Genomic DNA, 24,150 nt, shown 5'->3' on the forward strand with positions numbered 1-24,150 from the left:
TTCAAGTCAGGACGAAAATGAGCCAGAGCCATACCGATTACACATCCCGCTTTGCCATAGACCCGGTTGCCGCCGCGGCGATGGGAACCGATGAACTCCGTCACAATTTCCACATTGACGGCCTGTTCCAGTCCGGCCGCATCAGCCTGACCTACACCCACTACGACCGCATGATCGTCGGCGGCGCCGTGCCGATAGGCTCGCCGCTCCAACTGGAGGCGATCAAGCCGACCGGCACTAAAGGTTTCCTCGACCGGCGCGAGTTGATCGCCGTCAACATCGGTGGCGTGGGCGTCATCACGGCCGGCGGCCAGTCCTTCGAATTGCAGGCGCGCGACATGCTCTATCTCGGCATGGGCACACAGGATGTGTCCTTCGCCTCAGCGGACGAGGGGGCGCCGGCGAAGTTCTATCTGCTCAGCGCGCCGGCGCATCTGGCTCATCCCAGCCGGCTGATCCGCATCGGCGATGCAAAGCGCCTCGATCTTGGCAGCAAGGATGCCTGCAACGAGCGTTCGATCTTCCAGTTCATCCATGCCGATGGCGCAAAGACCTGCCAGCTGGTGGTCGGCATGACCCAGCTGGCGCCGGGCTCTATCTGGAACACCATGCCTTGCCATGTGCATGACCGGCGCATGGAGGCCTATCTCTATTTCGACCTGGCCGAGACGGCGCGCGTCTTCCACTTCATGGGCGAGCCGGACGAAACGCGCCATATCGTCATGGGCAACGAAGAGGCCGTGCTGTCGCCGGGCTGGTCGATCCACTCCGGCGCCGGCACTTCCAATTATGCGTTCATCTGGGCGATGGCCGGCGACAATGTCGACTACACCGATGTCGACCCGGTGGCGTTAGGCGATCTGCGGTGAGCGACCCCTTCAGCCTTGCCGGGAAACGTATCCTGGTCACCGGCGCCAACACCGGCATCGGCCAGGGCATCGCCGTATCGATCGCGCGCGCCGGCGGCACGGTGATCGGCGTCGGTCGCTCGTCGGTGGACGATACGGCCAGAAAGATCGCAACGATGGGCGGGCAATTCGAGGCGGTGAGCGCCGATCTTGCCGACACGTCAGCCGCCGGCCCCTTGCTCGACCGCGTCTGGGACGAAAGCGGCCCGCTCGACGGGCTGGTCAACAATGCGGGCATCATCCGGCGCGCCGATGCCGTCGATCTCAGCGAGGCCGATTGGGACGACGTCATGGACGTCAATCTGAAGACGGTTTTTTTGCTCTGCCAAAGCTTTGCCAGGCGTGCCTTGGCCGCTGAGCGGAAAGGCAAGATCGTCAACATTGCCTCCGTGCTGAGCTTTCAGGGCGGCATTCGCGTGGCGTCCTACACCGCCTCGAAGCATGGCGTGCTCGGCATCACCCGGCTGCTTGCCTGCGAATGGGCGCAAAAAGGCATCAACGTCAACGCTATCGCGCCAGGCTATATTGAAACCAACAACACGCAGGCGCTGCGCGCCGATCCCGACCGCAGCGCCGCTATCCTGGCGCGCATCCCGGCCGGTCGCTGGGGCGAGGCGGGCGACATTGGCGATGCCGCCGTCTTCCTGCTGGCGCCGGCGTCCAACTACATGCATGGCGCGGTGGTGCCGGTGGATGGTGGCTGGCTGGCACGCTAGGTTTTGACGCAATTCCGAACGGAAACCGTTTCACACTTGTCCTGGAATTGCTCTGAGGAGACGACGATGACCGCAAAGATCTTCGCGCATGCCGGCGAGGGCGCCTGGACGGCGACACCGGACGGCAACAGGCGCCGCATTCTCCTGCACACTGACGAGTTGATGCTGGTCGAATTCGGCTTCGACAAGGGTGGCGTCGGCGCCCTGCATTCGCACCCGCACGTCCAGGCAAGCTATGTCGCCGAAGGCCGCTTCGAGGTGACCATCGACGGTCGGACCGAGATCGTTGGGACGGGCGGGAGTTTCATCGTGCCGTCGGGCCTGGTGCACGGCGTCAAGGCGCTGGAAGCGGGGCGGCTGGTCGACAGCTTTACGCCGCACCGGGCCGATTTCCTCGGCTAGAGCATTTCACCGTTTCACGGAAACGGCGAGCTGCTCTAACTCTTTGTTTTGACGCAATTCTAGACGGAAAACCGCTTCACACTTTTCCTGGAATTGCTCTAACGAGGGGTAAGAGATCGAGCGGGAATGACCCGCACCCCAGAAAGAGGCGCGGGTCTGTTGCCTGGGCGCTTGTGGCGCCGCGGTACTCAAGACATCACCGCAGGATGAGGACCCTGCCGCACCGTGGTGAAGATAGTCTTAATGCACCGGGGCTGCGTAGCTCGGTCGGTCAGGTGATGTGACGCAGGAGGCTGAAAAGCCGTTCGAAGGTCTTGCCGTAGGGCGGGCGCAGCAGGCTTCCCGCGCTCAGCCGCGACTGCATGAAAACCGGTTTCTCCTTGCTGAAGGTGCGAAAACCCCATTCGCCGTGATAGGCGCCCATGCCGCTGGCGCCGACGCCGCCGAAGGGCTGGTTTTCCTGTACCAGATGCAGCATGCAGTCGTTGACGGTGACGCCGCCGGCAATTGTCTCGCGCAGGATGCGTTGACGGTTGCCGCTGTCGCGGCCGAACCAGTAGAGTGCCAGCGGGCGGTCGGCCCCGTTCACATGGGCGATCGCCTCGTCGATCCCGGTGTATTCTACGATGGGCAGCACCGGCCCAAAGATCTCTTCGCGCATCAGCCGCAGGTTTGCGCCGGCATTGCGGACCAGGGTCGGCAGCAACTTCCGGCTGTTGGCGTCAAGTTCCTCGCCGGCCGGGTTGATTTCGGTGACGTCGGCGCCGGCGTCACGCGCTTCAGTGACCATGTCGCGCAGGCGCCGGTGGTGCCGGTCGCTGATGATGGCGGTATAGTCGGGGTTGTCGCGCAGGGTCGGGTAGAGCTTCGCGATCGCCGTTGCGAGCCTGGCAGCGACCGTGCCTGCTTGCCCGTTCGGCACCAGAAGATAATCCGGCGCGATACAGGTCTGCCCGGCATTCAACAGCTTGCCGTAGGCAATGCTGGATACTGCCGCGTCGAGGTCGCATGACGGATCGAAGATTGCCGGCGACTTGCCGCCGAGTTCGAGCGTGACCGGGGTCAGGTTGGCGGCCGCGGCGATCGCGACCTGGCGTCCGACCGCGGTCGAGCCGGTGAACAGCAAATGATCGAAAGGCATCGATACGAAGGCCTTTCCCATCTCCGCGTCGCCGCTGATGACGCTGAGCTCATCGGCTGCGAAATGCTCGGCAACAAGTTTGGCCAGCAACGCCGAAAAAGCCGGCGTCAATTCGGAAGGTTTTATGAGCACGCGATTGCCGGCCGCGAGTGCCGCGATGACCGGCGCGACGGCGAGCTGGAAAGGATAATTCCAGGGCGACACGATGCCGATGACACCGAGCGGCTGCGGGATGAGGCGATTTCTGCCGGGCAGGAACGGCATGGTGGTGGCAACGCGGCGTTCGCGCATCCAGCCCCTGAGGTGCGACAGCGCGTGGCGGATGCCGGCACGTACGACGAACAGTTCCGCAAGACGCGTCTCATGCGCGGAACGGCCGCCAAAGTCGGTGTCGATGGCGGTGCAGATGTCGGCTTCATGCCGCTCGGTCAGCGCGAGCAGGCGTTTGAGGCGATCCTTGCGAACGTCAAAGTTGGGGAAAGGCTGCGCCTCGAAGGCGGCGCGCTGCAGGTGGAACCGCTCGCCGAGAACATTCTGTCTGGTCTGCAGCATCACGCCCTCCCTGGCTTGCCGGACGGAGCTTACATCGTGGTGCGTGGCGGAATCCAGCGGGGGTGCAGGTGTCCTAGGGGAAGCCGCTTTCGGATGTGCACGGCATCCGGCTGGCAGGCGCCGATGGCCGCATCAACGACAGGTTCCTGCAAAGGGGGCGTTGTGGTTGGATGACGGCTGCGCTACTCCAAAGCGTCACGCCAGAGAGTCGTCTTGACCGGTTTCCACATCCTCTCCAGTCTACGAAATTCCAGCCCGGTGTCCGCCTGATGCTGATATCGGCGACGAGCATCTTGGCCATGGACCCCAAGCGGCGCGTTCCGCGCCGCGCGGCCCAGCGGAATTGCGGATGAAGGGCGCTCACAGGCTTGAGGCTGCGTTTGGAGCGGCTGCGCGAAGGGTTATGCGGGAGTTCCTGCGGTTCGTGCCGCTGTCTCTGAGACAGCGCATGCAAAGACGCAGATATGCACGCGCGACGCCCGCCAACAGAATTTTCATTTCGGGCTGCGCACGCAGCGGGACGACGCTGACACAGCGGCTGATGAGGTGTTTCGAGGACATTTTCGTCCATCCGCCCGAAGCGCGATACGCAATGCTGGACATGTTGGACCGGCCGGAATCGAACCTCGTCGTCAAGCGCGATGCGCGCGGTTTTGCGCATCTGGCGAAGCTACCGACCTCCATCGGCTTGATCTATTGCGTGCGCCATCCATTCGACACGCTGACAAGTTCGCATCCGCAAACACGCAACCAGCGTCGGTTCCACGTCACGCCGCAACGCTGGCTGACCGAATACGACGCGCTGATCCGGCTGAAGAAGGCACAACCGCACCGGCAGATCCTTTTCGTCCGCTACGAAGACATGATCGGCGCGCCCGATGCGCAGCAGGACAGAATCGCGCAGTCATTCGGACTGACACCGCGCATTCGTTTCAGCGAGGACCCGGACAATCCGATCCGGGTGGCTTCGTTGAGAAAATGGGAACGGAATGAAGAATTCAGGACCTATCTCGGCGGCCTGCCCCCGGCATTTCTCGCCCGCGTCCAGCGTTTCTGCGCCGAGTTCGGCTATGACATGCCAATAAGCACGCCGACCGTGGACGCGCGGTGATGCAGGCACCGGCGGCCCTCGCGACAGAAGAGCTGGATCCCAAGCGGCGCGTGCTCAAGGACGTGTTCGGCTTCGATGATTTTCGCCCCGGGCAGGCCGATGTCATGGACGCGCTGCTGGCCGGGCGTCATGTGCTGGCTGTGATGCCGACTGGTGCGGGCAAATCGCTTTGCTACCAGGTGCCGGCGCTTGTCCTGGGCGGGCTCACCATTGTCGTCTCGCCGCTGGTGGCGCTGATGCAGGATCAGGTCGCCGCCTTGCGGCTTGCCGGCGTGGCCGCCGATACGATCAATTCCTCGATCGACCGCGATGCCAATATCGCCGCATGGCGTCGCGTCGCCTCGGGCCAGACGCGCCTGCTCTATCTCGCGCCGGAGCGGTTGATGACCGAGCGCATGCTCGAGGCGCTGGCCAGGCTCGATATCAGCCTGATCGCCGTCGACGAGGCGCATTGCATTTCTCAATGGGGGCCGGCATTCCGGCGCGAATACGAGGACCTGTCGCGTCTGCGCGGCATCTTTCCCAGCGTGCCGATCATCGCGCTGACGGCAACGGCGGACGAAGGCACGCGCACCGACATCGAATCCCGGCTGTTTGCCGAGCGCGTCGAGACCCTGGTGCTGGGCTTCGACAGGCCGAACATCAAGCTTGCCATCGAGGCCAAGCAGGACAGCAAGCGGCAATTGCTGCGCTTCGTCGAGCGCCATCTTGGCCGCAGCGGCATCGTCTATTGCCTGTCGCGCAAGAAGACGGAGGAGATGGCGGCCTTCCTCGAGAAGAACGGCGTCACCGCGCTCGCCTATCATGCCGGCATGAGCAAGGAGGCGCGTGACGCCAACCAGAACAGCTTCATGACCTTGTCCGGCGTCGTCATGGTGGCGACCATCGCCTTCGGCATGGGCATCGACAAGCCTGACGTCGCCTATGTCTTCCACACCGACATGCCGGGCAGCCTGGAGGCCTACTACCAGGAGATAGGCCGCGCCGGCCGCGATGGGCGGGACGCCGAGGCGCATATGCTGTTCGGCCTGGGCGATATCCGCATGCGCAGGTTGTTCATCGACGACGAGGATGCGCCGCCCGAGCACAAGAGGCGCTCGCATGGCCGGCTCGACACGCTGATAGGCTATTGCGAGACGGCGCAGTGCCGCCGCCAGGTGCTGCTCGGCTATTTCGGCGAGGAAGCGCAGCCCTGCGGCAATTGCGACACCTGCCTCGACCAGGCACCGCGCGCCGATGGCGGAGCCGAGGCTCGGATCATCCTGACGGCGATCGCCCAGAGCGGTGAGCGTTTCGGTGCCGGTCATGTCATCGACATCCTGCTCGGCCATGAAACCGAGAAGGTGCTTGCCAGGAACCACCAGAGGCTCACGAGTTTCGGCAGTGGTCTGGCGCACAAGAAGGATTTCTGGCTATCGCTGATCCGGCAACTCGTCGCCGGCGGGTTCCTGATGCCGGATCCGGCCGGTCATGGCGGCCTCGCCATCGCCGAAAAGGGTCATGCGCTTGGCCGTGGCGAGGTGCCGTTCCATTATCGTGTCGAGGTACGCAGCCGCGCCTTGCGCGGCAAGATGCGCTCGGGGCAGGATCTCGGGCAGTCGGCTGTGGACACCGGGCTACTGGCCGCGCTCAAATCCTTGCGCCTGCGGCTCGCCAAGGAGCGCCAGGTGCCGGCCTATGTGGTGTTCTCGGATCGTACGCTGATCGACATGGCAGAGCGCCGCCCGCACGACCTCGACGCCTTCGCTGAAGTGAATGGGGTTGGGGCGGCAAAGCTGAAGGAGTTCGGCCAGGTTTTTCTGAGTGCGATTGCCGAGCACCGGTCGGGTGAGGCAGCCTGAGGTCAGATCAGCGACTGGTCACGCGCCGTGAAGCAGAGGGATCTTCGGAGAAGGCATCCGCTCCGAAACCTCCTGTGCCGCCGCCGCCCATTCCTCCACCGCCCATGCCCCCCAGGGACCGATTAGTTCAACGTTTTCTGGCCGGCCGGTCGACAGATCAGGCCCAGACTGAGGCGTGCATCGACTTCATGGCCGAGCATTTGCAACCGCAATAGATGCCGCTGTCCGCTTGCAGGCACCTATCCACTGCAAGCGTCGCGGGCGACCCGCCGGGCGTCAGTCGCGCGATGTGGACAGTCCCGCGAGAAGCGGAGCGTAGGCGGCGAGCCTGCGGGATACGAACTCAGTGAAGAGCCGCACGCGCTTCGTCTTGCGTGTCTCCGCATGTGTGAGAAGCCAGAGCGTTCCGTACAGGTGCAGGTCGGTGCCCGGCACCCTCACCAGCAGGGGGTCGGCATCTCCGACGAAGCACGGCAGTGTCGTGATCCCGAGACCTTGCCGTACGGCAACGATCTGCGCCTCGGCGTCCGTGATCCTGAATGGAACTCCCGTGGTGCCAACCTCACCCGCGCTGGCCCACTCTGGAATTCCATGAACGCTTATGACGATCCACCGGATGGGATCAGGTGCGCCCGCACGCCACGCGGCCAGGCGGTCGCGGGACATGTAGACGCCGCCAAACACCTCCGCTCCCTTCAGTCCGTGAAGATTGAGCGGCAGGTTTTTGCGGTCGTAGACGACGCGGATCGCCACGTCGGCCTCTCGGTTGGTCAGATTTGCCAGCTCGCCGGACGACAGGATTTCCATCTCGATGTCTGGATGCAGGTGCGCGAAATCGGCGAAGTCCGGCATGAGCAGGTGCGTCGCGAGGGGCGGTGCCAGCGTCACCCGCAGAAGCCCGCGTACGCTCTGGTCGCGCCCGAAGACGCGCGTCTCCAGCTGGTGCGACGACGCTTCCATCTGGTTCGCGAGCTCGAGGACCTCCTCGCCCGCAGCGGTCAGGCGGTAGCCCGAAGGCAGCTTTTCGAACATTTGCGCCCCGAGGCGTTCCTCAAGCTGTGCGATGCGTCGCAGCACGGTCGAGTGATTCACCCCGAGCTGCGCGCCGGCAGCCCGCACCGAGCCTCCGCGTGCGACGGCTAGAAAGTAGCGAACGTCATCCCAGTCGATCATGGTGCAATCCGGCACCGCGCGGTGCGCCTTCCAAAGCCCGTATCTAACACATCCTACAGCAGTAGGGGCGGGATATCGTGGCTTGTGTCGACAAGGGCGACGCTATTCCGAACGGCGGACACGGATCGTCGCGGGCTGGCGTCAATCCTGAAAGCGGATCGATTCTGCACCACCGATGTGCGCGCTTCCGCACTCACCGCGCGACCCCGGCGGGCCCATCTAGAGGTTCTCGGGGCGTCCCCGAACGACCAAAGACAGAGCCTGGAAGGATTAAGTCATGGGAAAACTGGATGGTAAGGTTGCGGTTATAACGGGTGGTGCCACCGGCATCGGCCTCGCCGCTGCAAAGCGCTTCATCGAGGAGGGCGCCTTCGTCTTCATCTTCGGCCGCCGGCAGGAAGCGCTAGACGCCGCTGTGGCCGAGCTCGGGCCCAATGCCCGCGCGGTGAAGGGCTCGGTCTCGGATGAGGCCGACCTCGATCGGCTCTACGCGGCGGTGAAGGCCGAGCGCGGAAGCCTCGACATCATCTTCGCCAACGCCGGGGTGGGAAGCCTGCTTCCGCTCGGCAAGCTCACCGCCGAGCACATTGACGAGACCTTCAACACCAATGTGAAGGGTACGATCTTCACGGTCCAGAAGGCGCTGCCGCTGATGGGCGAGGGCGGTTCGATTATCCTGACCGGATCGAGCGCCGGCACCACGGGCGCGCCCGCATTCAGCGTCTATAGCGCGAGCAAGGCGGCCGTGCGCAACCTCGCGCGGACCTGGGCGGAAGACTTGAAAGGCACCGGCATCCGGGTAAACGTGCTGTCGCCCGGGCCGACGGCGACCGAACTCGCGAAGGCAGCGATAGGCGAGGAGGGCTTGAAGGTCTTCGCCTCGATGAATCCGCTTCAGCGTATGGCCGATCCAGCGGAGATCGGGGCGGCGGCTGCGTTTCTCGCGTCGCCCGACAGCAGCTTCATGACTGCCAGCGAGGTCGCCGTCGACGGGGGCTTGGCGCAAATCTGACCCGCTACGCCCCGCCGTTCATTCCATTCGATATCCCGAGCCCGCAGGGCCTGGTAAACTGAAGGAGAGTATACATGAGCTACGCAATTATCGGCTTCGGCAAGATCGGCCAGGCTCTTGCCAAGGCATTTGCCCGCAAGGGCCTCGAAGTGTCCGTGGCAACCACGCGCGACCCGGAAAGCTTTGCATCCGACGCGGCCGCGATCGGACCCACGATCATCCCGAAAACACTGGCGGACGCCGTCAAGGCGGACATCATCTTTTTGGCTGTCCGCTTTGAATCGCACCCGGATGTCGCGAAGGCGCTGCCAAGCTGGGAAGGCAAGACGATCATCGACGCGACGAACGTGTTTCCAGTCCCCGAAGAGCTGGACGGTCTGCCGTCCTCCGCCTTCGTCGCGAAGGCGTTCACCGGCGCCAAGCTCGTCAAAGGCTTCAATCACCTGATTGCGGCCACCTTGGCTGCCGATCCGATCGTCGAGGGCGGGCACCGGGTCGTCTTTCTGTCGAGCGACGACGAGGACGCGATCGCTCCCGTGGCGGCCTTGGCCAGACAACTCGGGTTCGCACCGGTCAAGCTGGGGAAGCTCAACGAGGGCGGCACGCTGGTGCACGCACGCGGCCGCACTTGGGGCCAGCTGATCTTCCAGGACCTGTTCAAGAAGGAGCAGTAACGGATTTATCGTGCGCCGACAGAGTGGCAGGCGTTCGATGCCGGCCACATCGTCGGCAACGAGCCAAGCGCGCGAAGTGACATGCTTGAAAGCTTACATCTGCCTGGGATCCTTCGGCCGACATGTGCCTGCCACCCAGGAATCGTAGTTGCAAAAGCTGATGTCCCAGCCGGCATCGCATCTTTTGGGAGTTGCCTCACGGCCGCTCGCGCGGATGGGGCCGAAGCCACCCCAACTGCCATCCGAGCCTTTGTAATTTCCCATGACGCGACAATTGCAGTTGTTTACGACGACGTTGCCGTCCATCGACACGCATGCCGATGCAACAGTGGAAAGACTGAAGAAAGCTGCGATGGCGAGAGAGGCTTTGCGCATCGTGGTCTCCTAACTGGGTTCGGCGAACCAACCGTTACGAGATCGTGGGCCGGGCCTCTTCCCCATTTGGGCTAAACCGGCTGGTAAATTCACGGCGGCATGGCTGCGCTTGCGGACAGAAGCGATGTGCGGAGATGCCGAATGGGCCTGCCCATCGCCGAAGCTTTACGGCCTCCGCGAAGGCCAGAGTGTCCCGGCTCGAGCGGCTCTATCGCCGCCTCTCTACCAGATCCGCAAGATTTGCCGGAGGTTAACGGTAGACAATGAGCGGCCGCAACTGTGTCTCTTTCCGGCCATTTTCTTCAGTCCTGGTTCGGCCCAAAGGCCATATGTCAGGGGGATCACTTTTCAGGGGCAGGCCAGTTCCGCTCGACGGGCAGTGAGAGGCGGAATGTCGACCCGTTGACGTCGCTGGCGGCCAGTATGAGACCGCCGCCATGCTGCCGGGCGATCTCGCGTGAAATGTAGAGCCCTAAACCGGAGCCGTTTACCAGTTGGCCCGCGGCGCGATAGTACCTCATGAATATGAACTCGTGGTCGTCGGGCGCTACGCCAGAGCCCTGATCCGCCACGTGTACAAACGCCACGCCCTGCTCAGTCGACAGCCGGATCGTCACAGAGCTGGTCACCGATGAGTATTTCAGGGCGTTCTGGATCAGATTTTGTATCACAATCTCCAGCAGGTTGCGGTCACCTTTCACAATCACTTCATCGCCGTGAGTGAAGCTAACACGTCCGGCCGCAGCATCATCCAACCCCGCTTCGGCGGCGCGCAAAACCTCATTCAGGTCGAACATCTTGATCCTGGGAAGAGTTTCGTGCCCGCCATTGAGCCGGTCGAAGGCTAGGACGTTTTCAATCAGCGATGACATCCTTTTGACGGTCTGGCGGATCCTTGTGGTGCGCAACTTGATATTGTCGGCGCTTTCACCTGCAGAAGATGACAGATTGTCGGCGGCGGCAGAGATGACGGCCAACGGGCCGCGAAACTCATGAGATACCAAGGCCACAAAGTCCCGCTGCTGAGCCAGAGCATCGTTGGCGGTGTCCAGAGCCTGCCTGAGCTTGAGTTCAAGCAGGTGACGTCGATCCACTTCCACCATGAGCGAGGTGTTTCTTTCCCCAAGCTCAGCGGTCCTTTCGCGCACCTTGATAGTCAGCTCCTGCTCGGCCAAGCGCGACACTGCGATGACGCGGTCCTTTTCCTCGCTCAAGCTGCGCTCGGCAAGCCGCGTTCTCTTCGCGACGGCCGCGCTGAGCAACGCCAGGTGAATCACGGTCCCGCCGGCCAAGAATCTGGACAAAGAGCCATCCAGTTGGAACGGGTTGGCCCCAGTATACATCATCTGCATCACCAGCATGACAGAGATTACGCTCAAAAATGCAATCGCCGACAGCAGATATTGATACCGTCGCCGCACAATGAGCAGATAGAGCACCAGCAGCGAAATGAAGATGAGAGACAGCTGCTGCAGTCGCGATACGAAAAACCCGACGTCGCCGTAGCGTCCCACAATCGCAAAAGCCAAGGCGATGCCATTGAGCAGTACAACGCCCTGGGAGATGCGCCACGCCCAGATCAATTGGCGGTGAAAATCAAACAGTCTAGATAAAAATAATATCAGCACTATACTGTATAATCAAACGATAATACCCCAAATGAGGTGTATGGTTTTCGGCTCTAGAGACCTCAGAATTTCGGATGCGTATCCCATGTGGAAGAGACTTATTAGCCCAGACTCTATGATAACCGCGATGTATAGAAGATATAAAGAATCCCGGAGCCATACGGCATACAGAAAATTGGTGAAGATCATGACGAAAATCGCGCCAACCACCATGCCCATGACCCAATCGTCGGATCGGCGATACTCTTCATAGCCTTGACTCTGCCAAAGGTTCAGCGAAGTCGTGATCGAGGTCGACGATTGGAGTCGGATGTAATAATCGGTTCGGGTGGACGGCACGGAAATTGGGAAGACGGCCGGATATGCGTCGGCGTCTGCTCCATCCCCTAGGTTGAGTCGGTCAGGGGGCAAGACCGAATAACCTCCCGCCCCGTCAGAGACATACAGCGTGATGTGTTCGATCAAGGGCCGTTCTACCTGCAGCAGCCATTGCCTTGGAGCCGTGGAGGCAGACAGGGAGAACCGGGCCCAGATTGCGCCCTTTTGATAGCCCTGCGTGAGCATCGAAGGGATGGGTTCGAACTGGATGTTGGAGCGCTTGGAAACGATATCATTGAACGTGAGCGCGCCGGTGGGATCATGAAAGATTGCGAGGTGACCGCTGAGTGAAACCGGAGCCTTGAGGCCGTCCGTCGGTTTCAGCGGAAGCGCCCATAACGTTTGCGGCACAACACACACAAACAATATAGACAATGCGGCGAATAAATGAAATCGAATGGTATCAGATTGCTGCATGGGGTCCGTAGATGATCGGAGAAGGCTACAAGCATGGCGATGTCGTGATCTCCCCCCTTGTTTATCTTGTCGATGACGACAGGGATTTCCGCGAGGAGATGGTCTTCGGACTATCCAGATTGGGCCTGAACGTACATGGATTCCACAATGCTGCCGCCCTCTACCGAGCCTGTGCCGCCAAGCCGGCTGAAATCGTCATTCTCGACATTGGCCTGGAGGGCGAAGACGGCCTTTCCATAGCTACCCATTTGCGGGCCTTACAATCGGTCGGGATCGTCATGGCGACGGCCCGGAGTTCCATCGACGACCGGCTCAATGGTCTTGAAGCGGGCGCTGACGCTTACCTCGTCAAACCCATTGATGTTCGGGAGCTTGCTGCCACGGTGATGGCGGTCAATGAACGTCTCAACAGGCGCCGCGCCCCTTCGTCGTCTCCGGCCCCACGATGGGCCCTGGAGGAAGGCGGCTGGGTGCTTACCGACGGCATGGGCCATCGCCTTCGCTTGACCACCTCGGAACGGCACTTTTTGGAACGCTTGTTCAGTGAGCGTGGCAAGACCGTCGATCGCCGCGCGCTCGTCGAAGCCATGGGCGCAGACATCTATGACTTCAACTATGCCCACCTGGACACCATCGTGAGCCGGCTGCGTCGAAGAGCCAAGAAATCCGACATGCTTCTCCCCTTGCACGCAATTCGCGGGTCAGGCTTCGCCTTCCCCGATTAGAATGATCGTGCCGACCCTGTCCAGAGAGAAGATTGCCGATCTCATCAATTTGGAAGATGACAGGGAAGGGATTCGAGAAGCATCCTCAAGCGACTGACAGTAAGTGTAAGGATATGACAGTTACTGCGATTGTGAATAATCGCGAGATTAATTACTTCAAGGAAAGGGTTGGATAAATCCGCATTCGTTAGATGGCTCGCATTCTATGCATAATCGAACAGGAATGTATCGTGCGCATGGCGAGGTAGATAACGAGGGCGGCGGTGCGCAGAAGGGGTGCGGGATGCGGCAGCATAAGAGAATTTTATTTGCCAGTTGTTCTATTCTAACGTTCGCATCCATCTATGTCGCGATTACCCCCGCGCTAGCCGGGGCGCCAAGCAACGAACAACTCTATCAGATGATTTTGGACCTGCAGCGAAATCAGAAGCAGATGGCGCGCAAACTTGAGGCCGCCTACGCCGAGACTGCTCAGGTTAAAGAAGAACTGGCCACCCTCAAGGGTTCGGTGGCCCAGAGTCGCGAGATGGCTGCGCTATCCTCGGTTGAGAGGCGCATGTACCTGTCAAATCCGCAATCCGACACTCGTGCCGTTGCCGCGCCCAATGTGCGTGTCGGATTCGGCGCGGGAACCAACGGTCACGACCCGTATGCCTTTACCGACGGTTCCGTGGCGCTCCCGCTCGGTGAAAAATACGGCTTCCAGGTCGATGCGATTGGTGGCGTGACGCCAAACAGTAACTTCACAGGTGCCGCCGCGCATCTGTTCCGCCGTGATCCGAAAGTTGGGGCGCTGGGTCTGTATGGAAGCTACCTTCACGGCGGAGGTGGTTACGATGATGGTGGAGTTCTTGAAAACGGTTATGTCGAAGGCAAGCTCGGCGTTGAAGGCCAGTACTATCTGGGCCGGGTCACGCTTGAGGGACTTGCCGGTATAGAATGGAATTCACTTGAAGAGGACGTCAGCCCGTTCGCCGAAGGCAGGGTCGGGTACTATCCTACGGATAACTTCAAGGTTAATGGCGGCCTGCGTCATCGCGACGCCTTTGGTGGTAGAACGCAACTTGTTGGCGGCGCCGAGTACCTGACCGAGTTCGGAAGCGGGATAGCGACTTCTATCTACAGTGATTTCAGCTTCGATCTGACGAACAGCGACGTCTCCTCAAGCGGCGATTTTTCTGCGATGGCCGGTTTGAGATTCCACTTCGGCACCAATGGCGATCGAAGCGCCCCGAAGACAGTCTTCTGCAAGGATCCGGACCAGAATTTCGAGTGCGCGGTCACGGATGGTCAGAACGATTATTATGCCGACAAGCCAGGTCGTTCCTTGATTCAGCGTGATCGTGGCGACTTCCTTCCATCGCACATCGTAAAAGACGTTGGCAACTTGCCGACGCCTTCCACCAATGTTTGGGGACAGCCGGGGGCGCCTGGCGCACCCGGCGAGGCTGGTACGCCTGGAGTGCCCGGCGCGTCTGGACCTCCCGGCGCGCCCGGCGCGGAGGGACCTGGCGGACCTGCTGGGCCTGTCGGACTGCCCGGATCGGACGGGACACCTGGAGCGCCCGGCGATACCGGCGCGTCTGGACCTCCCGGCGCGCCCGGCGCGGAGGGACCTGGCGGACCTGCTGGGCCTGTCGGACTGCCCGGATCGGACGGGACACCTGGAGCGCCCGGCGATACCGGCGCGTCTGGACCTCCCGGCGCGCCCGGTGCGGAGGGACCTAGCGGACCTGCCGGACCTGCCGGACCTGCGGGACCGGAGGGACCTGCCGGACCGGTGGGGCCGGTGGGACCGGAGGGACCTACCGGACCGGCAGGCCCATAGTGCCTCCTTCTATCCTGGTCATGCCGCTACGGTTGGCGACGTGATCAGCAACTTAGAATCGAATCGTTTGAGGATAGCGGAGAGTATGACCGGCCCTCGTCTTGACTGCATGATCCAGGCTCCGAACCCGCCTGAGCTTGTCGCCGCGGAGGGGACGCGAGACTGGATGGATGCGACCGACCAGCATTTCGCCTACCGCTGCACGCCGCTTTCAATCGCCAATGCCAGCGGATGGGAATTGTTGAACCCCATAAATGTGACTGTTACTTGGAACGGATACAACACTACAAAAGACATCGCCTTCCATGTAAACGAACCGAACGTCACGCACCGATTCATCAGCTCGACCTTCGGGCACGGCATAGTAACCTTTCATCCGGGTTACGTGTTTCGCACCGAGCCGGGCTGGATGGTGTGGGCTCGCGGCTCTCCCAACCGGATGAAGGACGGAATCGCGCCGCTGGACGGCTTGGTGGAAACCAACTGGCTGCCGTTCAGTTTCACCATGAATTGGCGCTTCACCCGCCCTGGGTCTGTCACTTTTGCCAAGGGCGAGCCATTCTGTTTCATCACCATGATGCCAAGTGTCGCTATCGAGCAGGTGCAGCCGGTCATTCGTCCGATGGAGGACGATCCTGAGTTCCATAAAGAACATAAGGTTTGGAATAGCGAACGTCGACGGTTTTCGGCCGGCCTGCAGATGAACGACGAGCTTACCAAGGAGATGAAGTGGCAGAAGCACTATCTGCAGGGTGTTTCGCCGACGGGGAAATCGGTCGCGGATGACACTCACCGAGTAAAGCGAACTCTAAAGCGGCCGATCCACATCGACCAGTTGCGGGCCCAGGAAAAAGGTTCGCCAGTAGATGAAGCTAGCCAAGAGTAAGCGGCCTGTGCGCATTCCTCCAGTTGGATCGCTAGCATTTGGCCGTTCGATTAACGGGTCGGTTTCGAGCAGAGACGAAAGACCGGAATGCATCCGCCAGTTCGTGCGGTCGGGCTTTGTATTGGCGCTGGCGGCGCTCCTTGTCGGTTGCCTGGCGGATGGAAAAGGTAGCCCGAATACGGCTACAGAGTTAGTTCGCGTGAAAGCCGCTTACGCGAGGGAGCCGCATGAGGTCTTCATCGTCGATCGCAGCAAGTTTGACCAACGCTTTCTGCCTGTCGATGTGACGCCCCCGGAACGCTTGCCTGCCGGTACGGTGTTGATCGATACACGGCAGAGGTTCCTCTATCTATACCGCCTCAATGGGATGGCGCGGCGCTATGGTGTCGCCGTCGGGGCTAGCGGTTACAGTTGGTCGGGCATTGCCAGCGTAGGGCGTAAGGCGGAGTGGCCCGCATGGCATCCGACTGACGACATGCGTAACCAGTCGCCCGACCTGCCGCGCATGATCAGGCCCGGCACGCACAATCCGCTCGGCGCGCGAGCTCTCTATCTGTACAAGAACGGCGTGGATACGCTTTATCGTATCCACGGCACCTCAGAGCCCTGGACCATAGGAACTGAAGCGTCCTCAGGGTGCATTCGCATGCTCAACGAGGATGTGATCGAACTCTACAGTCTGGTGCCGAAGGGAGCAAAGGTCATCGTGAAGTGACGCGAATTGAACAGGCACAGGCCAACGCTTGCTGTCGGATGCCGTTGGACAATACCCACGCCGGTGGCACAGGTGACGGCAGATTTCTGCTTCTATCCATATTGCGTCATAGAGGGAGAATTTAAGACATAGGCGTCGCTGCTCGTATCGATATCACTCGCGAATAAGGTTTTGGATACCTTAACCGTCATCTCTGTCCGTCATAATCGACGTTTAGGTATTCTTTTTTACACCTTTTGCGTGTATTGAAATAAAAAAATTCAATGGACGCGTCTATATGTCAGTTCTCGTCAGTGACGGCATGCCATTCGTCTTCCCGTTCGCCGTCGGCATCAGTCAGGGCGCGAATGTCCGAAGGACAAATCCAGGCTGATGGATTGGCAATTGAACGGACCGAGTGAAAGGACCTATGATGAGGCGCTCTCTATTCATGCTGGTTTCCGCCGCGCTATTGAGTACCGCCGTTGCGGGTCCAGCGGCAGCGCAGACCGCCGCTGAAACAAACCAGACCCTTGACGCGCTGTTCGGCAGTCACACAACCTATCAGCAGTTCTTCGACAAGCTGCAGAAGGCTGTCAGTGCCGGCGACAAGCAGGCCGTCGCGTCGATGATCGATTATCCCTTCCGCGCCAGGATCGGCGGCAAGGCGATCAAGATAAACGACGCCGCGCATTTCGTGACGGATTACGACAAGATCGTTACCGCCAAGGTCAAACAGACCGTCCTCAAGCAGACCTACCCGACGCTGTTCGCCAATTGGCAAGGCGTCTCAATCGGTGATGGCGAGGTCTGGTTCTCCGGCGTCGGAGATGGCAACACCATCAAGATCACCGCGATCAACGACTGACACCTGGCGGAAGAAATTCCATTTTCGATGATACCGACGCAACCGGTCGTTGACCACTCCGGAGGGGTTCACATGCTACGTTACATGTTCATTGCTTTGCTCGCGCTCGGCTCATCGTGGATGATCTCTGATGCCCGCGCACAATCGACCGTCGAATGCCAATCGAGGCACTATCAGTATGGCGAATGCTGGGCGGGCCCGCTGAGCAAGCCGCAACTCATTCATCAGACTTCTGGAAGTCCTTGTATTTTGAACCGGACCTGGGGCTACAATCCACGCAGCAAATATATTTGGGTCGCGCAAGGTTGCTCCGGAATTTTCGCCGATGTCGGCGGCTACCACCATGGACGTGGCGACAGCTTTGATCCCAATGCCCGCATGTATGACCATCGCGGTCATGACGTCGGCGCGGTGGTTGGCGGAGCTATTCTCGGCGCTCTGATCGAGGGGATGGCGGACGATCATCACAATCGACGGCACACGACGAGTAACTACCGCCCCGATAGCAGCTACAATGGTTGTCATGGCATGGGATGCAAGGTCGACAATCCTGACCAGGCAATCGATACCCGACCGCAATTTGACAGGCAGGGAGAGCCAAACTTTGATGTGCATGGCAACTACCAAGGATGCCATGGTGCAGGCTGCCTTGTCGACAATCCTGACGCGGAGTGAATTGAAGGACGAAGGAAGCCGGTCACGATTGTCAAAGCGGGGCTCTTAAATCTTTCCCGCAGCATCAATCTTGATCTTCATCCTGGCATCACCACGGCAGACTTCGTTCACCTGCTTCTTGGTTTCTCCTCGAAGCGGTGGAGGCAGCCGAACATGTTCTCTATCTCCTCCTGCATCGTGGCGGCGCTGAGACGATAAGATCGAGGTTCTTATGATGTCGGCCCATAGGGGCTTGTGCGGAAGCCTCTTTGTACCACGAAATGCACCAAAGAGAGCCGATATTCGGAAAAATCGTTGCGAATCAGGCCGTTATGGGAAATCGATGGCGGAGAGGGAGGGATTCCCTTTCACCTCTATGATACTGAAAATACTAGTCTTTTCGCGCTTTTTGTTACACAGTTTGTTACACAGCTACAACTACGATTTATAACCGCTCTAAGCTCGCAGCTTTTGGGCTCGCCTGCCCAATCCATCCGATCTGTCGAAACCGATGGCTTGTAGGACACTCCCGCGTGTGTACGTTGGGGCTTGGGTCAGAAGGTGACCCACAGCAAAGACGGGAGCGCCGCAGCGCAAAAGATCTCATCGGTCAAGGAACAGATAGTGAAGTAGCCTGTGACAATCGGCGCCAGCATCACCTCCAAAGCCGACCAGGAAAAACCCGCAAAAAACGTCGCCCTCAGATACCCCGTCGGCAATGAATATGGGACCGAAGTTGCGCGGCAGATCGGGCGTTAGATGCCTTCATGACATCTGAACCTGAGCAGGCTCCTACGCCGCGAGCCGGCACATTTCCGAACGGAGTTTCGTCCGGCTGCGCAAAAAGGTGCCCTGTCGAGACTTACTTGTTGGCCAAATGGCTTAGCAGGGACGAACTCGTGAAGAGATTGATAATGCAACACTATCAGTCGTTGTGCTGATCCGACAGGCTGTGCGTTTTGGCACGAAAATCATGGCGAAAAGCGCACCGGCACTTTACTCTCCAAATTATGATTCGCCTCGATCCCGCGACCGCCAGCTCCTCTGCGCCGCCCTCCGTTCCCGCGTGGGCGATCACAAGCGCCGGCGCGCCGAGTGACGGCGACGCCGCCTTCCGGGCCGGCGCCGCCCTGGGTGCCCTCGACACGCTCGCCCGCGCGCAGGCAGCCTGGGCCGGCGCTTGGCGGCAGCGGCTGGCGGTTCGCTGCGCCGCCTCCAGCATGCGGCTCGCCGGCCGCGCCGAGGATGCGGCCGCCTTGCGCGATGCCTGGCATTTGCGTCCCCTACGTGCTGACCCCGGTCCCGCAGGCGCCGTCTTTGGCGCCTGGCGGCAGTTGGCCAGGCAGCCGCCCGCCGCTACGCCCGGCCGGCTCGGGAAGATACTCGACCAGCTTGGCCTCCATTGGGACGGCGCCGCGCTCGCCGACCTTTGCACGCAGATCGAAAAACTCGGGGTATCCCAGCGGTCGGCGCCATTCGACGCCGCGGCGATCGCCGCTGAGGTCGTCGCCATGCGTCCCGATGCCGAAGTCTTTGGCTGGTGGCTCGCCGACCTGGTACTGGCGCAACGCCTGGGCTGGCCGCAGCCCCTGCCGCTCCTAATGGCGCAGGGTTTTGGACCATCTTTCCGCACCGAGGCCGGCGGTGGCCGGCGCATCCGGCCCGGGGACAAGAATTTTGAGCGGGCGGTTTGCATCGCGCTCGTCGCGGCCGCCGCGGACGCTTGTCGGTTGGCCGCCGAGCTGTCGCGCCGGGCCGAAAAACTCCTGGCGGTGGCGCCGAAACTGCGCGCCAAAGGCGCCGGCGACGTAATCTTTCTGCTGCTCAGTGAAGACGCCGTGTCCGGATCGCTGACGACGGACAATCTGTCGCGCTTTGCATCGCGACGGCTGTTCGAACGGCTGCAGCAACTGGAGGTCGTGCGCGAGCTCTCCGGCCGCCCCACATTCCGGCTGTTCGGGCTGTAGCGATGAGCGAAGCGTCCGCCCGCCGCAAGCCAAACGATCAGCCGGCGCTGCTCGACACCGAACTGGAACATCTGCCGCCGGAGCTGCGCTGGTGCGAATGGATGGCCCGCGTCGAAGCGGTGATCTTTGCGGCAAATGAACCGGTGACACGTAGTGTCCTCGCGCGGGTGGTGGGAAAAAACTGCAATATCGAGCTGATCATCGACGACATTCGCGCCGAACTCGCCGGCCGCCCTTACGAGCTGGTCGCGGTCGCCGGCGGCTGGCAGCACCGGACCAAAAAGGTTTTTGGCGACGCCATTCACGCAGCCTTCGGCACGGCAGCGGGCGAGGGAGCAAAAGAACTGTCGCAGGCGGAGGCGCTTGTCTTGATGTGCATTGCCTATTTCCAGCCGATCACCCGTGGCGAGCTGTCGAGCTTTTTCGGCAAGGAGGTGTCACGTGACCTGATCGGCGTGCTGCGCGCTGAGCAGCTGGTCGCCTCGGGGCCGCGCAGCCCGCAGCCGGGCGCGCCCTACACCTATGTGACGACCAAAACTTTTCTGTCGCAGTTCGGGCTCGACACGCTGCGCCAGCTGCCGGATTTCGAGGCGCTCGAGGACGCCGGGCTGCTGTCGAAGGAGAAGCTGCTGGATCATCCCAGGGTTTGCAGATATCGACGATGATGGCGCCAGCGCCGCGCTCGACGAATAGATGATCCCATCACGGCGGGACACACGCGATCTCGCCGCTCGTCACATAGAAGATTGCGCCACGCACGCCGTCTGGTCTCGCCGGCTGGGTCCTTCGCGTGACGGAAGGGAGGTGGCGGCACGCGTCCGCTTGTCGATGAAGGATAAGCGAACAGGCAATTGATCGAGCCTGGTCGCACATGTCGATCACCATTGAGAGCTCTCGAAGGGAGAAAGTTCAATTGAACCACGTCTACCTTGAGCTTCTCGCGACGATTGAGGCGTTAAGATCCAGCCCATCGGGGCGACCATTCAGACGCTGATGGACAAGGTTCGCGACCTTTCACAGACGATCAAAGCCCTGAAAGACGATCTCCACCAGACAGCCGGCTATGGCCTGCTAAGAACCTAGCCAGCCGGCGAGTGCCCATCCCGGCCATTGTCAGCGAGGCGGCCATCCCAACAAGATCGCCTTGCCGCCACCGCCAATGGCGGATGCTGACAGCAGCGCCATAAGAACGCCAACGTAGATGGGGAAGATCATCCTCGGGCTATTCGTCCTTCCAAATGACAGTCTTCCCCCGAAAATCCCAATGAAATTTGAGGTTGGCTTTCAGTACCTCGGTGGGGATCCTCGGCTCGATCGCTGTGTGGAGAGCGTTATACGTTTCTCGGCAGAAGCTCGGCGGCGGGACATTCAGCTTGTACCCCGACGGGTACCTAAAATCTTGCTGAGAATTCATCAGGTCAAGGTTGTTGGCAATCATCTTCACGTTCCCAATCGGCGGCATTCCTAGGGCCACTGCGGCTTCGTAAATGTCCTCGATCTTGTGACCGAAGCCGAGCCGGAGACCGCGTTTCGACACGCCCTTTGAAGCTAGATACGCTTTCAAGAGGAGTTCTAGGTGTGAGCTTTCGAGAGGTTGTCCATTCGGACCGGACCGAGGAGACTGGAGTTACCACGCTTCAGCATCCATCGGAGGGTCCGAATGAACATCCACAAGAATGCCCGTCTCACACCGCTGCGTCGAGAGGAGATGGCGTTATCGGTGATAGAAGGCGCTTTTTCCAAAGCCCATGCGGCGCGCGTCTATGGCGTGTCGGCCAAGATCGTGGCGCGCTGGGTCGAGCGCTATAAGACCAAAGGGCGGGCCGGCATGGTCGACCGCTCGTCGCGGCCCACCGTCATGCCGAGCCTGACCGAACAGTCCGTGGCCGAGCGCATCGCAGCCTTGCGTCGCCAGCGGCTGACCGGCAAGCACATCGCCCATGAGGTCGGCGTCTCGCCCGCCACCGTCAGCCGGGTTCTCAAGCGTGCCGGGCTGTCGCGGCTCAGGGATATCGAGCCGGCCGAACCGGTCCGGCGCTACGAGCGGGAGCATCCCGGCGAGATGATCCATATCGACATCAAGAAGCTCGGCCGCTTCAGCCAAGTCGGCCATCGTATCACCGGCGATCCGCAAAAGGGCAAGTCGCGCGGCGCCGGCTGGGAGTTCGTCCATGTCTGCATCGACGACGCGTCCCGCATCGCCTTCTCGCAAATCCTGCCCGACGAGAAAAAGGAGTGCGCCATCGCCTTCCTCAAGGCCGCGGTCGCCTATTACGCCAGCCTCGGCGTCACGATAGCCCGCGTCATGACCGACAACGGCTCCTGCTACAGATCAAAGGCCTTCGCCAAGGCCTGCCGCGATCTCGGCCTCAAGCACGTCACGACAAGACCCTATACGCCCAAGACCAATGGCAAGGCCGAGCGCTTCATCCAGACAGCACTGCGCGAATGGGCCTACGCCATTGCCTATCCGACATCCGATCATCGTGCCGCCGAACTGCCTGTCTGGCTGCACAGATACAATTGGCATCGTCCACATGGCAGCCTAAAGTCAAAAACGCCTATCAGTCGCCTCGCCCTGATCGAGGACAACCTGTTGAAGCTCCACATCTAGGGCATGCGAAAATAGAAAATAACGGGCAAAAAGATGCGCCTTTTCCGACTCCGAGCCTAGATGGTTGAAAGCCTCGAAGTACTCCTTCGTCCGCTCGAGGAGATCTCCCGCATAAAGCGCCAACGGCTGTGACACGGTGACCCTCGGGCGCGCCTTGACCTTCGGCGTCTCAGGTCCACTCTTGGCCATCTCAGATTATCGGCTTAATTCCGGTGCCGGTATGCGACAAAGCCGAACAGAGTAGCCGCTGCGACGTTGAAGATTGCCCACAGCTCGCGCGGCAAATGAACCGGCATGAACGGGTTGAAGATCGCTGCCGCTCCAAACAGCGCCCAAGCCAGGGTGCGATTTTCAGGGCCTGATCGCCACACCATGGCTCCGCAGTAGATCCCGGCGAAAAAGACCACCACGCGGAGGAATTGGTAATAGCCGTACGGCCATGGCGCTACCGCCAGCAGCGAGGCAATAGCTACACAGATGCAGACCAACCGGACCGTTCCGGCCGGCGTCGAAAAGCATTATTTTCAGCAAACTTGATCCTCAAACGCCCAGCACGGTTGTTAGTGGAGTTTCGGCGCCCGCCATATATTTGAAAAGCCAGATTGCCCAAGTGATCGGCCAAATGAACGCCAACATCGCATCCAGGCTCAAGTTAATCAGGATTTTTACGACCACTGATGCATGGCCCTGCCATGTGTCGACGACATTCATCACGTAGGTGATCGGCCCGCCCAGCATGAAGAGGAGGCCCAGCGGAGCTGACATGATGTTCTTCAGCATGTTTGTGTCCCTCAGAAAGGCGTGACCTTCAGTGACAGTGATACGCGCCGGTCTTATGGTTGGTATGGCAACCGTTGGCATCAGTGCCGCCACTGTGTGCAAACGCGCCGGTCGCGCAAGCGATTATTGCAGCGGCCATAGCCGCGAGAAATGTTGTTTTCATTTTATTGCCCTCCCAAAGTATTTCAGACAGAGCACTATTGCCGGTCGGGCACAAGCTGCTCGTGGCACTGTGAACACAAATAGGATAGATGCTCCTCTGTGCAGGCCAAGATCGGGCGAGGAGAATACTTTGGATGGATTGCGATTGATGCACGTCCCGTTGGCGATCCTGCTGACATGGCCAAGGGTGGCGACGGCAAATGAATGCCTCTCGAAGTACACCAAGACCGACGTCTGCGCCTACGCAAAAAAAATGCAAACCGAAATGGCTCCAGCATTGCCCATGCTGATCAGTTCGAACATCTCCGTTCGGAGCATCATCGCAATCGGGCCAAGGATCGTTTTCAACGCCACCTGGGCTCAGACCGATGCGGAAGTAGACGCCAAATTGTTGGCTGCTGGCGTCTCGCGGCCGGTCTATGTCCAGAAGATCGATGAAATGACCAAAAACTATGTCTGTCGTGCGGAGGAACTATCTGCCTTCGTTCGCCTGGGCGGTGAGATCCAGTACACGTATACGACTGTGGATAATTTCCCAGTCGCGAACCCGCTCGTAGCACTCTGTCCTTAGAGCATCGCAGCACGGCTCATGACATGACTAGTCGCGGCCGATCAACCAGTTGATCAGCAGCCATGATCATTTG

25 protein-coding genes are annotated in these 24,150 nt (G+C 60.5%); 17 read left to right on the forward strand and 8 right to left on the reverse strand.

The window, feature by feature from the left end:
- Nucleotides 1-17 precede the first annotated feature (17 nt).
- From kduI to RPF88_RS24550, 3 genes are all read left to right on the forward strand, one after another.
- Entirely contained in the window at nucleotides 18-869 is an 852-nt protein-coding gene (gene kduI / locus RPF88_RS24540; RefSeq protein WP_063173282.1) for a 5-dehydro-4-deoxy-D-glucuronate isomerase, read from the forward strand.
- Complete coding sequence (gene kduD / locus RPF88_RS24545; protein WP_063173281.1) at nucleotides 866-1,624, forward strand: 2-dehydro-3-deoxy-D-gluconate 5-dehydrogenase KduD; 759 nt, start codon at nucleotides 866-868, stop codon at nucleotides 1,622-1,624. Before kduI ends, kduD begins: the two co-directional genes overlap by 4 nt.
- Nucleotides 1,625-1,690: 66 nt before the next feature.
- Nucleotides 1,691-2,026: a cupin domain-containing protein gene (locus tag RPF88_RS24550; RefSeq protein WP_013529048.1), complete on the forward strand. Its 336-nt coding sequence runs from the start codon at nucleotides 1,691-1,693 to the stop codon at nucleotides 2,024-2,026.
- A 271-nt stretch (nucleotides 2,027-2,297) separates the two neighbouring features.
- Here RPF88_RS24550 and RPF88_RS24555 read toward each other — a convergent pair whose 3' ends face one another.
- Entirely contained in the window at nucleotides 2,298-3,719 is a 1,422-nt protein-coding gene (locus tag RPF88_RS24555; protein ID WP_337123380.1) for a coniferyl aldehyde dehydrogenase, read from the reverse strand.
- 448 nt (nucleotides 3,720-4,167) lie between these two features.
- On the opposite strand from RPF88_RS24555, the gene RPF88_RS24560 reads away from it, so the two are divergent.
- Nucleotides 4,168-4,830, forward strand: coding sequence for a sulfotransferase family protein (locus tag RPF88_RS24560; RefSeq protein ID WP_245267641.1), 663 nt, complete (start codon nucleotides 4,168-4,170; stop codon nucleotides 4,828-4,830).
- Nucleotides 4,830-6,671, forward strand: coding sequence for a DNA helicase RecQ (recQ, locus tag RPF88_RS24565; protein WP_337123381.1), 1,842 nt, complete (start codon nucleotides 4,830-4,832; stop codon nucleotides 6,669-6,671). Before RPF88_RS24560 ends, recQ begins: the two co-directional genes overlap by 1 nt.
- A gap of 276 nt (nucleotides 6,672-6,947) precedes the next feature.
- On the opposite strand, the gene RPF88_RS24570 is transcribed toward recQ, so the two are convergent.
- Nucleotides 6,948-7,844, reverse strand: a complete 897-nt coding sequence (locus RPF88_RS24570) for a LysR family transcriptional regulator (RefSeq protein WP_337123383.1) — start codon at nucleotides 7,842-7,844, stop codon at nucleotides 6,948-6,950.
- Between the two features lie 277 nt (nucleotides 7,845-8,121).
- Here RPF88_RS24570 and RPF88_RS24575 point away from each other — a divergent pair, with 277 nt between their 5' ends.
- Together RPF88_RS24575 and RPF88_RS24580 are read left to right on the forward strand one after the other, a co-directional pair.
- Nucleotides 8,122-8,856, forward strand: coding sequence for an SDR family NAD(P)-dependent oxidoreductase (locus tag RPF88_RS24575; RefSeq protein ID WP_024504244.1), 735 nt, complete (start codon nucleotides 8,122-8,124; stop codon nucleotides 8,854-8,856).
- Between the two features lie 74 nt (nucleotides 8,857-8,930).
- Complete coding sequence (locus RPF88_RS24580; protein WP_013529054.1) at nucleotides 8,931-9,530, forward strand: NADPH-dependent F420 reductase; 600 nt, start codon at nucleotides 8,931-8,933, stop codon at nucleotides 9,528-9,530.
- A 93-nt stretch (nucleotides 9,531-9,623) separates the two neighbouring features.
- On the opposite strand, the gene RPF88_RS24585 is transcribed toward RPF88_RS24580, so the two are convergent.
- The 3 genes from RPF88_RS24585 to RPF88_RS24595 form a co-directional block, all read right to left on the reverse strand.
- A complete protein-coding gene (locus RPF88_RS24585) occupies nucleotides 9,624-9,905 on the reverse strand; it encodes a hypothetical protein (RefSeq protein WP_337123384.1) in 282 nt (93 codons plus the stop codon).
- 341 nt (nucleotides 9,906-10,246) lie between these two features.
- Nucleotides 10,247-11,533 carry a sensor histidine kinase gene (locus RPF88_RS24590; protein WP_245478583.1) on the reverse strand — a complete coding sequence of 429 codons (1,287 nt, stop codon included), beginning with the start codon at nucleotides 11,531-11,533 and terminating at the stop codon, nucleotides 10,247-10,249.
- A gap of 12 nt (nucleotides 11,534-11,545) precedes the next feature.
- Nucleotides 11,546-12,328, reverse strand: a complete 783-nt coding sequence (locus RPF88_RS24595) for a 7TM-DISM domain-containing protein (protein WP_337123385.1) — start codon at nucleotides 12,326-12,328, stop codon at nucleotides 11,546-11,548.
- A gap of 11 nt (nucleotides 12,329-12,339) precedes the next feature.
- Here RPF88_RS24595 and RPF88_RS24600 point away from each other — a divergent pair, with 11 nt between their 5' ends.
- The 9 genes from RPF88_RS24600 to RPF88_RS24640 all read left to right on the forward strand — a co-directional run bounded on the left by RPF88_RS24600 (nucleotide 12,340) and on the right by RPF88_RS24640 (nucleotide 22,564).
- Nucleotides 12,340-13,053 (forward strand): response regulator transcription factor, encoded by a 714-nt coding sequence (locus RPF88_RS24600; RefSeq protein ID WP_127365763.1) that lies wholly within the window; start codon nucleotides 12,340-12,342, stop codon nucleotides 13,051-13,053.
- A gap of 223 nt (nucleotides 13,054-13,276) precedes the next feature.
- Nucleotides 13,277-14,881, forward strand: coding sequence for a hypothetical protein (locus tag RPF88_RS24605; protein WP_337123386.1), 1,605 nt, complete (start codon nucleotides 13,277-13,279; stop codon nucleotides 14,879-14,881).
- A gap of 109 nt (nucleotides 14,882-14,990) precedes the next feature.
- A complete protein-coding gene (locus tag RPF88_RS24610; protein ID WP_245465065.1) occupies nucleotides 14,991-15,767 on the forward strand; it encodes a DUF6065 family protein in 777 nt (258 codons plus the stop codon).
- A complete protein-coding gene (locus RPF88_RS24615; protein ID WP_082826592.1) occupies nucleotides 15,748-16,482 on the forward strand; it encodes a L,D-transpeptidase in 735 nt (244 codons plus the stop codon). Before RPF88_RS24610 ends, RPF88_RS24615 begins: the two co-directional genes overlap by 20 nt.
- 412 nt (nucleotides 16,483-16,894) lie before the next feature.
- Nucleotides 16,895-17,329: a hypothetical protein gene (locus RPF88_RS24620; protein WP_337123387.1), complete on the forward strand. Its 435-nt coding sequence runs from the start codon at nucleotides 16,895-16,897 to the stop codon at nucleotides 17,327-17,329.
- 72 nt (nucleotides 17,330-17,401) lie between these two features.
- Nucleotides 17,402-18,004 carry a DUF3011 domain-containing protein gene (locus RPF88_RS24625; RefSeq protein WP_013529061.1) on the forward strand — a complete coding sequence of 201 codons (603 nt, stop codon included), beginning with the start codon at nucleotides 17,402-17,404 and terminating at the stop codon, nucleotides 18,002-18,004.
- A gap of 989 nt (nucleotides 18,005-18,993) precedes the next feature.
- Nucleotides 18,994-19,950, forward strand: a complete 957-nt coding sequence (locus RPF88_RS24630) for a DUF1403 family protein (protein ID WP_063169437.1) — start codon at nucleotides 18,994-18,996, stop codon at nucleotides 19,948-19,950.
- A gap of 2 nt (nucleotides 19,951-19,952) precedes the next feature.
- Nucleotides 19,953-20,615, forward strand: a complete 663-nt coding sequence (gene scpB, locus RPF88_RS24635; RefSeq protein ID WP_063169436.1) for an SMC-Scp complex subunit ScpB — start codon at nucleotides 19,953-19,955, stop codon at nucleotides 20,613-20,615.
- Nucleotides 20,616-21,610: 995 nt separating this feature from the next.
- Nucleotides 21,611-22,564, forward strand: a complete 954-nt coding sequence (locus tag RPF88_RS24640; RefSeq protein WP_063169434.1) for an IS481 family transposase — start codon at nucleotides 21,611-21,613, stop codon at nucleotides 22,562-22,564.
- 203 nt (nucleotides 22,565-22,767) lie between these two features.
- On the opposite strand, the gene RPF88_RS24645 is transcribed toward RPF88_RS24640, so the two are convergent.
- The 3 genes from RPF88_RS24645 to RPF88_RS33425 are packed head-to-tail and all read right to left on the reverse strand — an operon-like array spanning nucleotide 22,768 to nucleotide 23,507.
- Complete coding sequence (locus RPF88_RS24645) at nucleotides 22,768-23,052, reverse strand: DUF6804 family protein (protein ID WP_063169433.1); 285 nt, start codon at nucleotides 23,050-23,052, stop codon at nucleotides 22,768-22,770.
- Between the two features lie 52 nt (nucleotides 23,053-23,104).
- Entirely contained in the window at nucleotides 23,105-23,344 is a 240-nt protein-coding gene (locus tag RPF88_RS24650; RefSeq protein ID WP_082826591.1) for a hypothetical protein, read from the reverse strand.
- A 28-nt stretch (nucleotides 23,345-23,372) separates the two neighbouring features.
- Nucleotides 23,373-23,507: a YHYH domain-containing protein gene (locus RPF88_RS33425; protein WP_199489651.1), complete on the reverse strand. Its 135-nt coding sequence runs from the start codon at nucleotides 23,505-23,507 to the stop codon at nucleotides 23,373-23,375.
- Between the two features lie 129 nt (nucleotides 23,508-23,636).
- On the opposite strand from RPF88_RS33425, the gene RPF88_RS24655 reads away from it, so the two are divergent.
- Nucleotides 23,637-24,077: a hypothetical protein gene (locus tag RPF88_RS24655; RefSeq protein WP_126066778.1), complete on the forward strand. Its 441-nt coding sequence runs from the start codon at nucleotides 23,637-23,639 to the stop codon at nucleotides 24,075-24,077.
- Nucleotides 24,078-24,150 lie beyond the last annotated feature (73 nt).

Source organism: Mesorhizobium sp. ISC11 (assembly GCF_037162595.1).
Lineage (GTDB): Bacteria > Pseudomonadota > Alphaproteobacteria > Rhizobiales > Rhizobiaceae > Mesorhizobium > Mesorhizobium ciceri.

Coding starts and splice junctions, on each gene's coding strand:
- kduI (WP_063173282.1), top strand. CDS start 18: ATGAGCCAGAGCCATACCGATTACACATCCCGCTTTGCCATAGACCCG.
- RPF88_RS24550 (WP_013529048.1), top strand. CDS start 1,691: ATGACCGCAAAGATCTTCGCGCATGCCGGCGAGGGCGCCTGGACGGCG.
- RPF88_RS24555 (WP_337123380.1), bottom strand. CDS start 3,719: ATGCTGCAGACCAGACAGAATGTTCTCGGCGAGCGGTTCCACCTGCAG.
- RPF88_RS24560 (WP_245267641.1), top strand. CDS start 4,168: ATGCAAAGACGCAGATATGCACGCGCGACGCCCGCCAACAGAATTTTC.
- recQ (WP_337123381.1), top strand. CDS start 4,830: ATGCAGGCACCGGCGGCCCTCGCGACAGAAGAGCTGGATCCCAAGCGG.
- RPF88_RS24570 (WP_337123383.1), bottom strand. CDS start 7,844: ATGATCGACTGGGATGACGTTCGCTACTTTCTAGCCGTCGCACGCGGA.
- RPF88_RS24575 (WP_024504244.1), top strand. CDS start 8,122: ATGGGAAAACTGGATGGTAAGGTTGCGGTTATAACGGGTGGTGCCACC.
- RPF88_RS24580 (WP_013529054.1), top strand. CDS start 8,931: ATGAGCTACGCAATTATCGGCTTCGGCAAGATCGGCCAGGCTCTTGCC.
- RPF88_RS24585 (WP_337123384.1), bottom strand. CDS start 9,905: ATGCGCAAAGCCTCTCTCGCCATCGCAGCTTTCTTCAGTCTTTCCACT.
- RPF88_RS24595 (WP_337123385.1), bottom strand. CDS start 12,328: ATGCAGCAATCTGATACCATTCGATTTCATTTATTCGCCGCATTGTCT.
- RPF88_RS24600 (WP_127365763.1), top strand. CDS start 12,340: ATGATCGGAGAAGGCTACAAGCATGGCGATGTCGTGATCTCCCCCCTT.
- RPF88_RS24605 (WP_337123386.1), top strand. CDS start 13,277: ATGTATCGTGCGCATGGCGAGGTAGATAACGAGGGCGGCGGTGCGCAG.
- RPF88_RS24610 (WP_245465065.1), top strand. CDS start 14,991: ATGATCCAGGCTCCGAACCCGCCTGAGCTTGTCGCCGCGGAGGGGACG.
- RPF88_RS24615 (WP_082826592.1), top strand. CDS start 15,748: ATGAAGCTAGCCAAGAGTAAGCGGCCTGTGCGCATTCCTCCAGTTGGA.
- RPF88_RS24620 (WP_337123387.1), top strand. CDS start 16,895: ATGAGGCGCTCTCTATTCATGCTGGTTTCCGCCGCGCTATTGAGTACC.
- RPF88_RS24625 (WP_013529061.1), top strand. CDS start 17,402: ATGCTACGTTACATGTTCATTGCTTTGCTCGCGCTCGGCTCATCGTGG.
- RPF88_RS24630 (WP_063169437.1), top strand. CDS start 18,994: ATGATTCGCCTCGATCCCGCGACCGCCAGCTCCTCTGCGCCGCCCTCC.
- scpB (WP_063169436.1), top strand. CDS start 19,953: ATGAGCGAAGCGTCCGCCCGCCGCAAGCCAAACGATCAGCCGGCGCTG.
- RPF88_RS24640 (WP_063169434.1), top strand. CDS start 21,611: ATGAACATCCACAAGAATGCCCGTCTCACACCGCTGCGTCGAGAGGAG.
- RPF88_RS24650 (WP_082826591.1), bottom strand. CDS start 23,344: ATGCTGAAGAACATCATGTCAGCTCCGCTGGGCCTCCTCTTCATGCTG.
- RPF88_RS33425 (WP_199489651.1), bottom strand. CDS start 23,507: ATGAAAACAACATTTCTCGCGGCTATGGCCGCTGCAATAATCGCTTGC.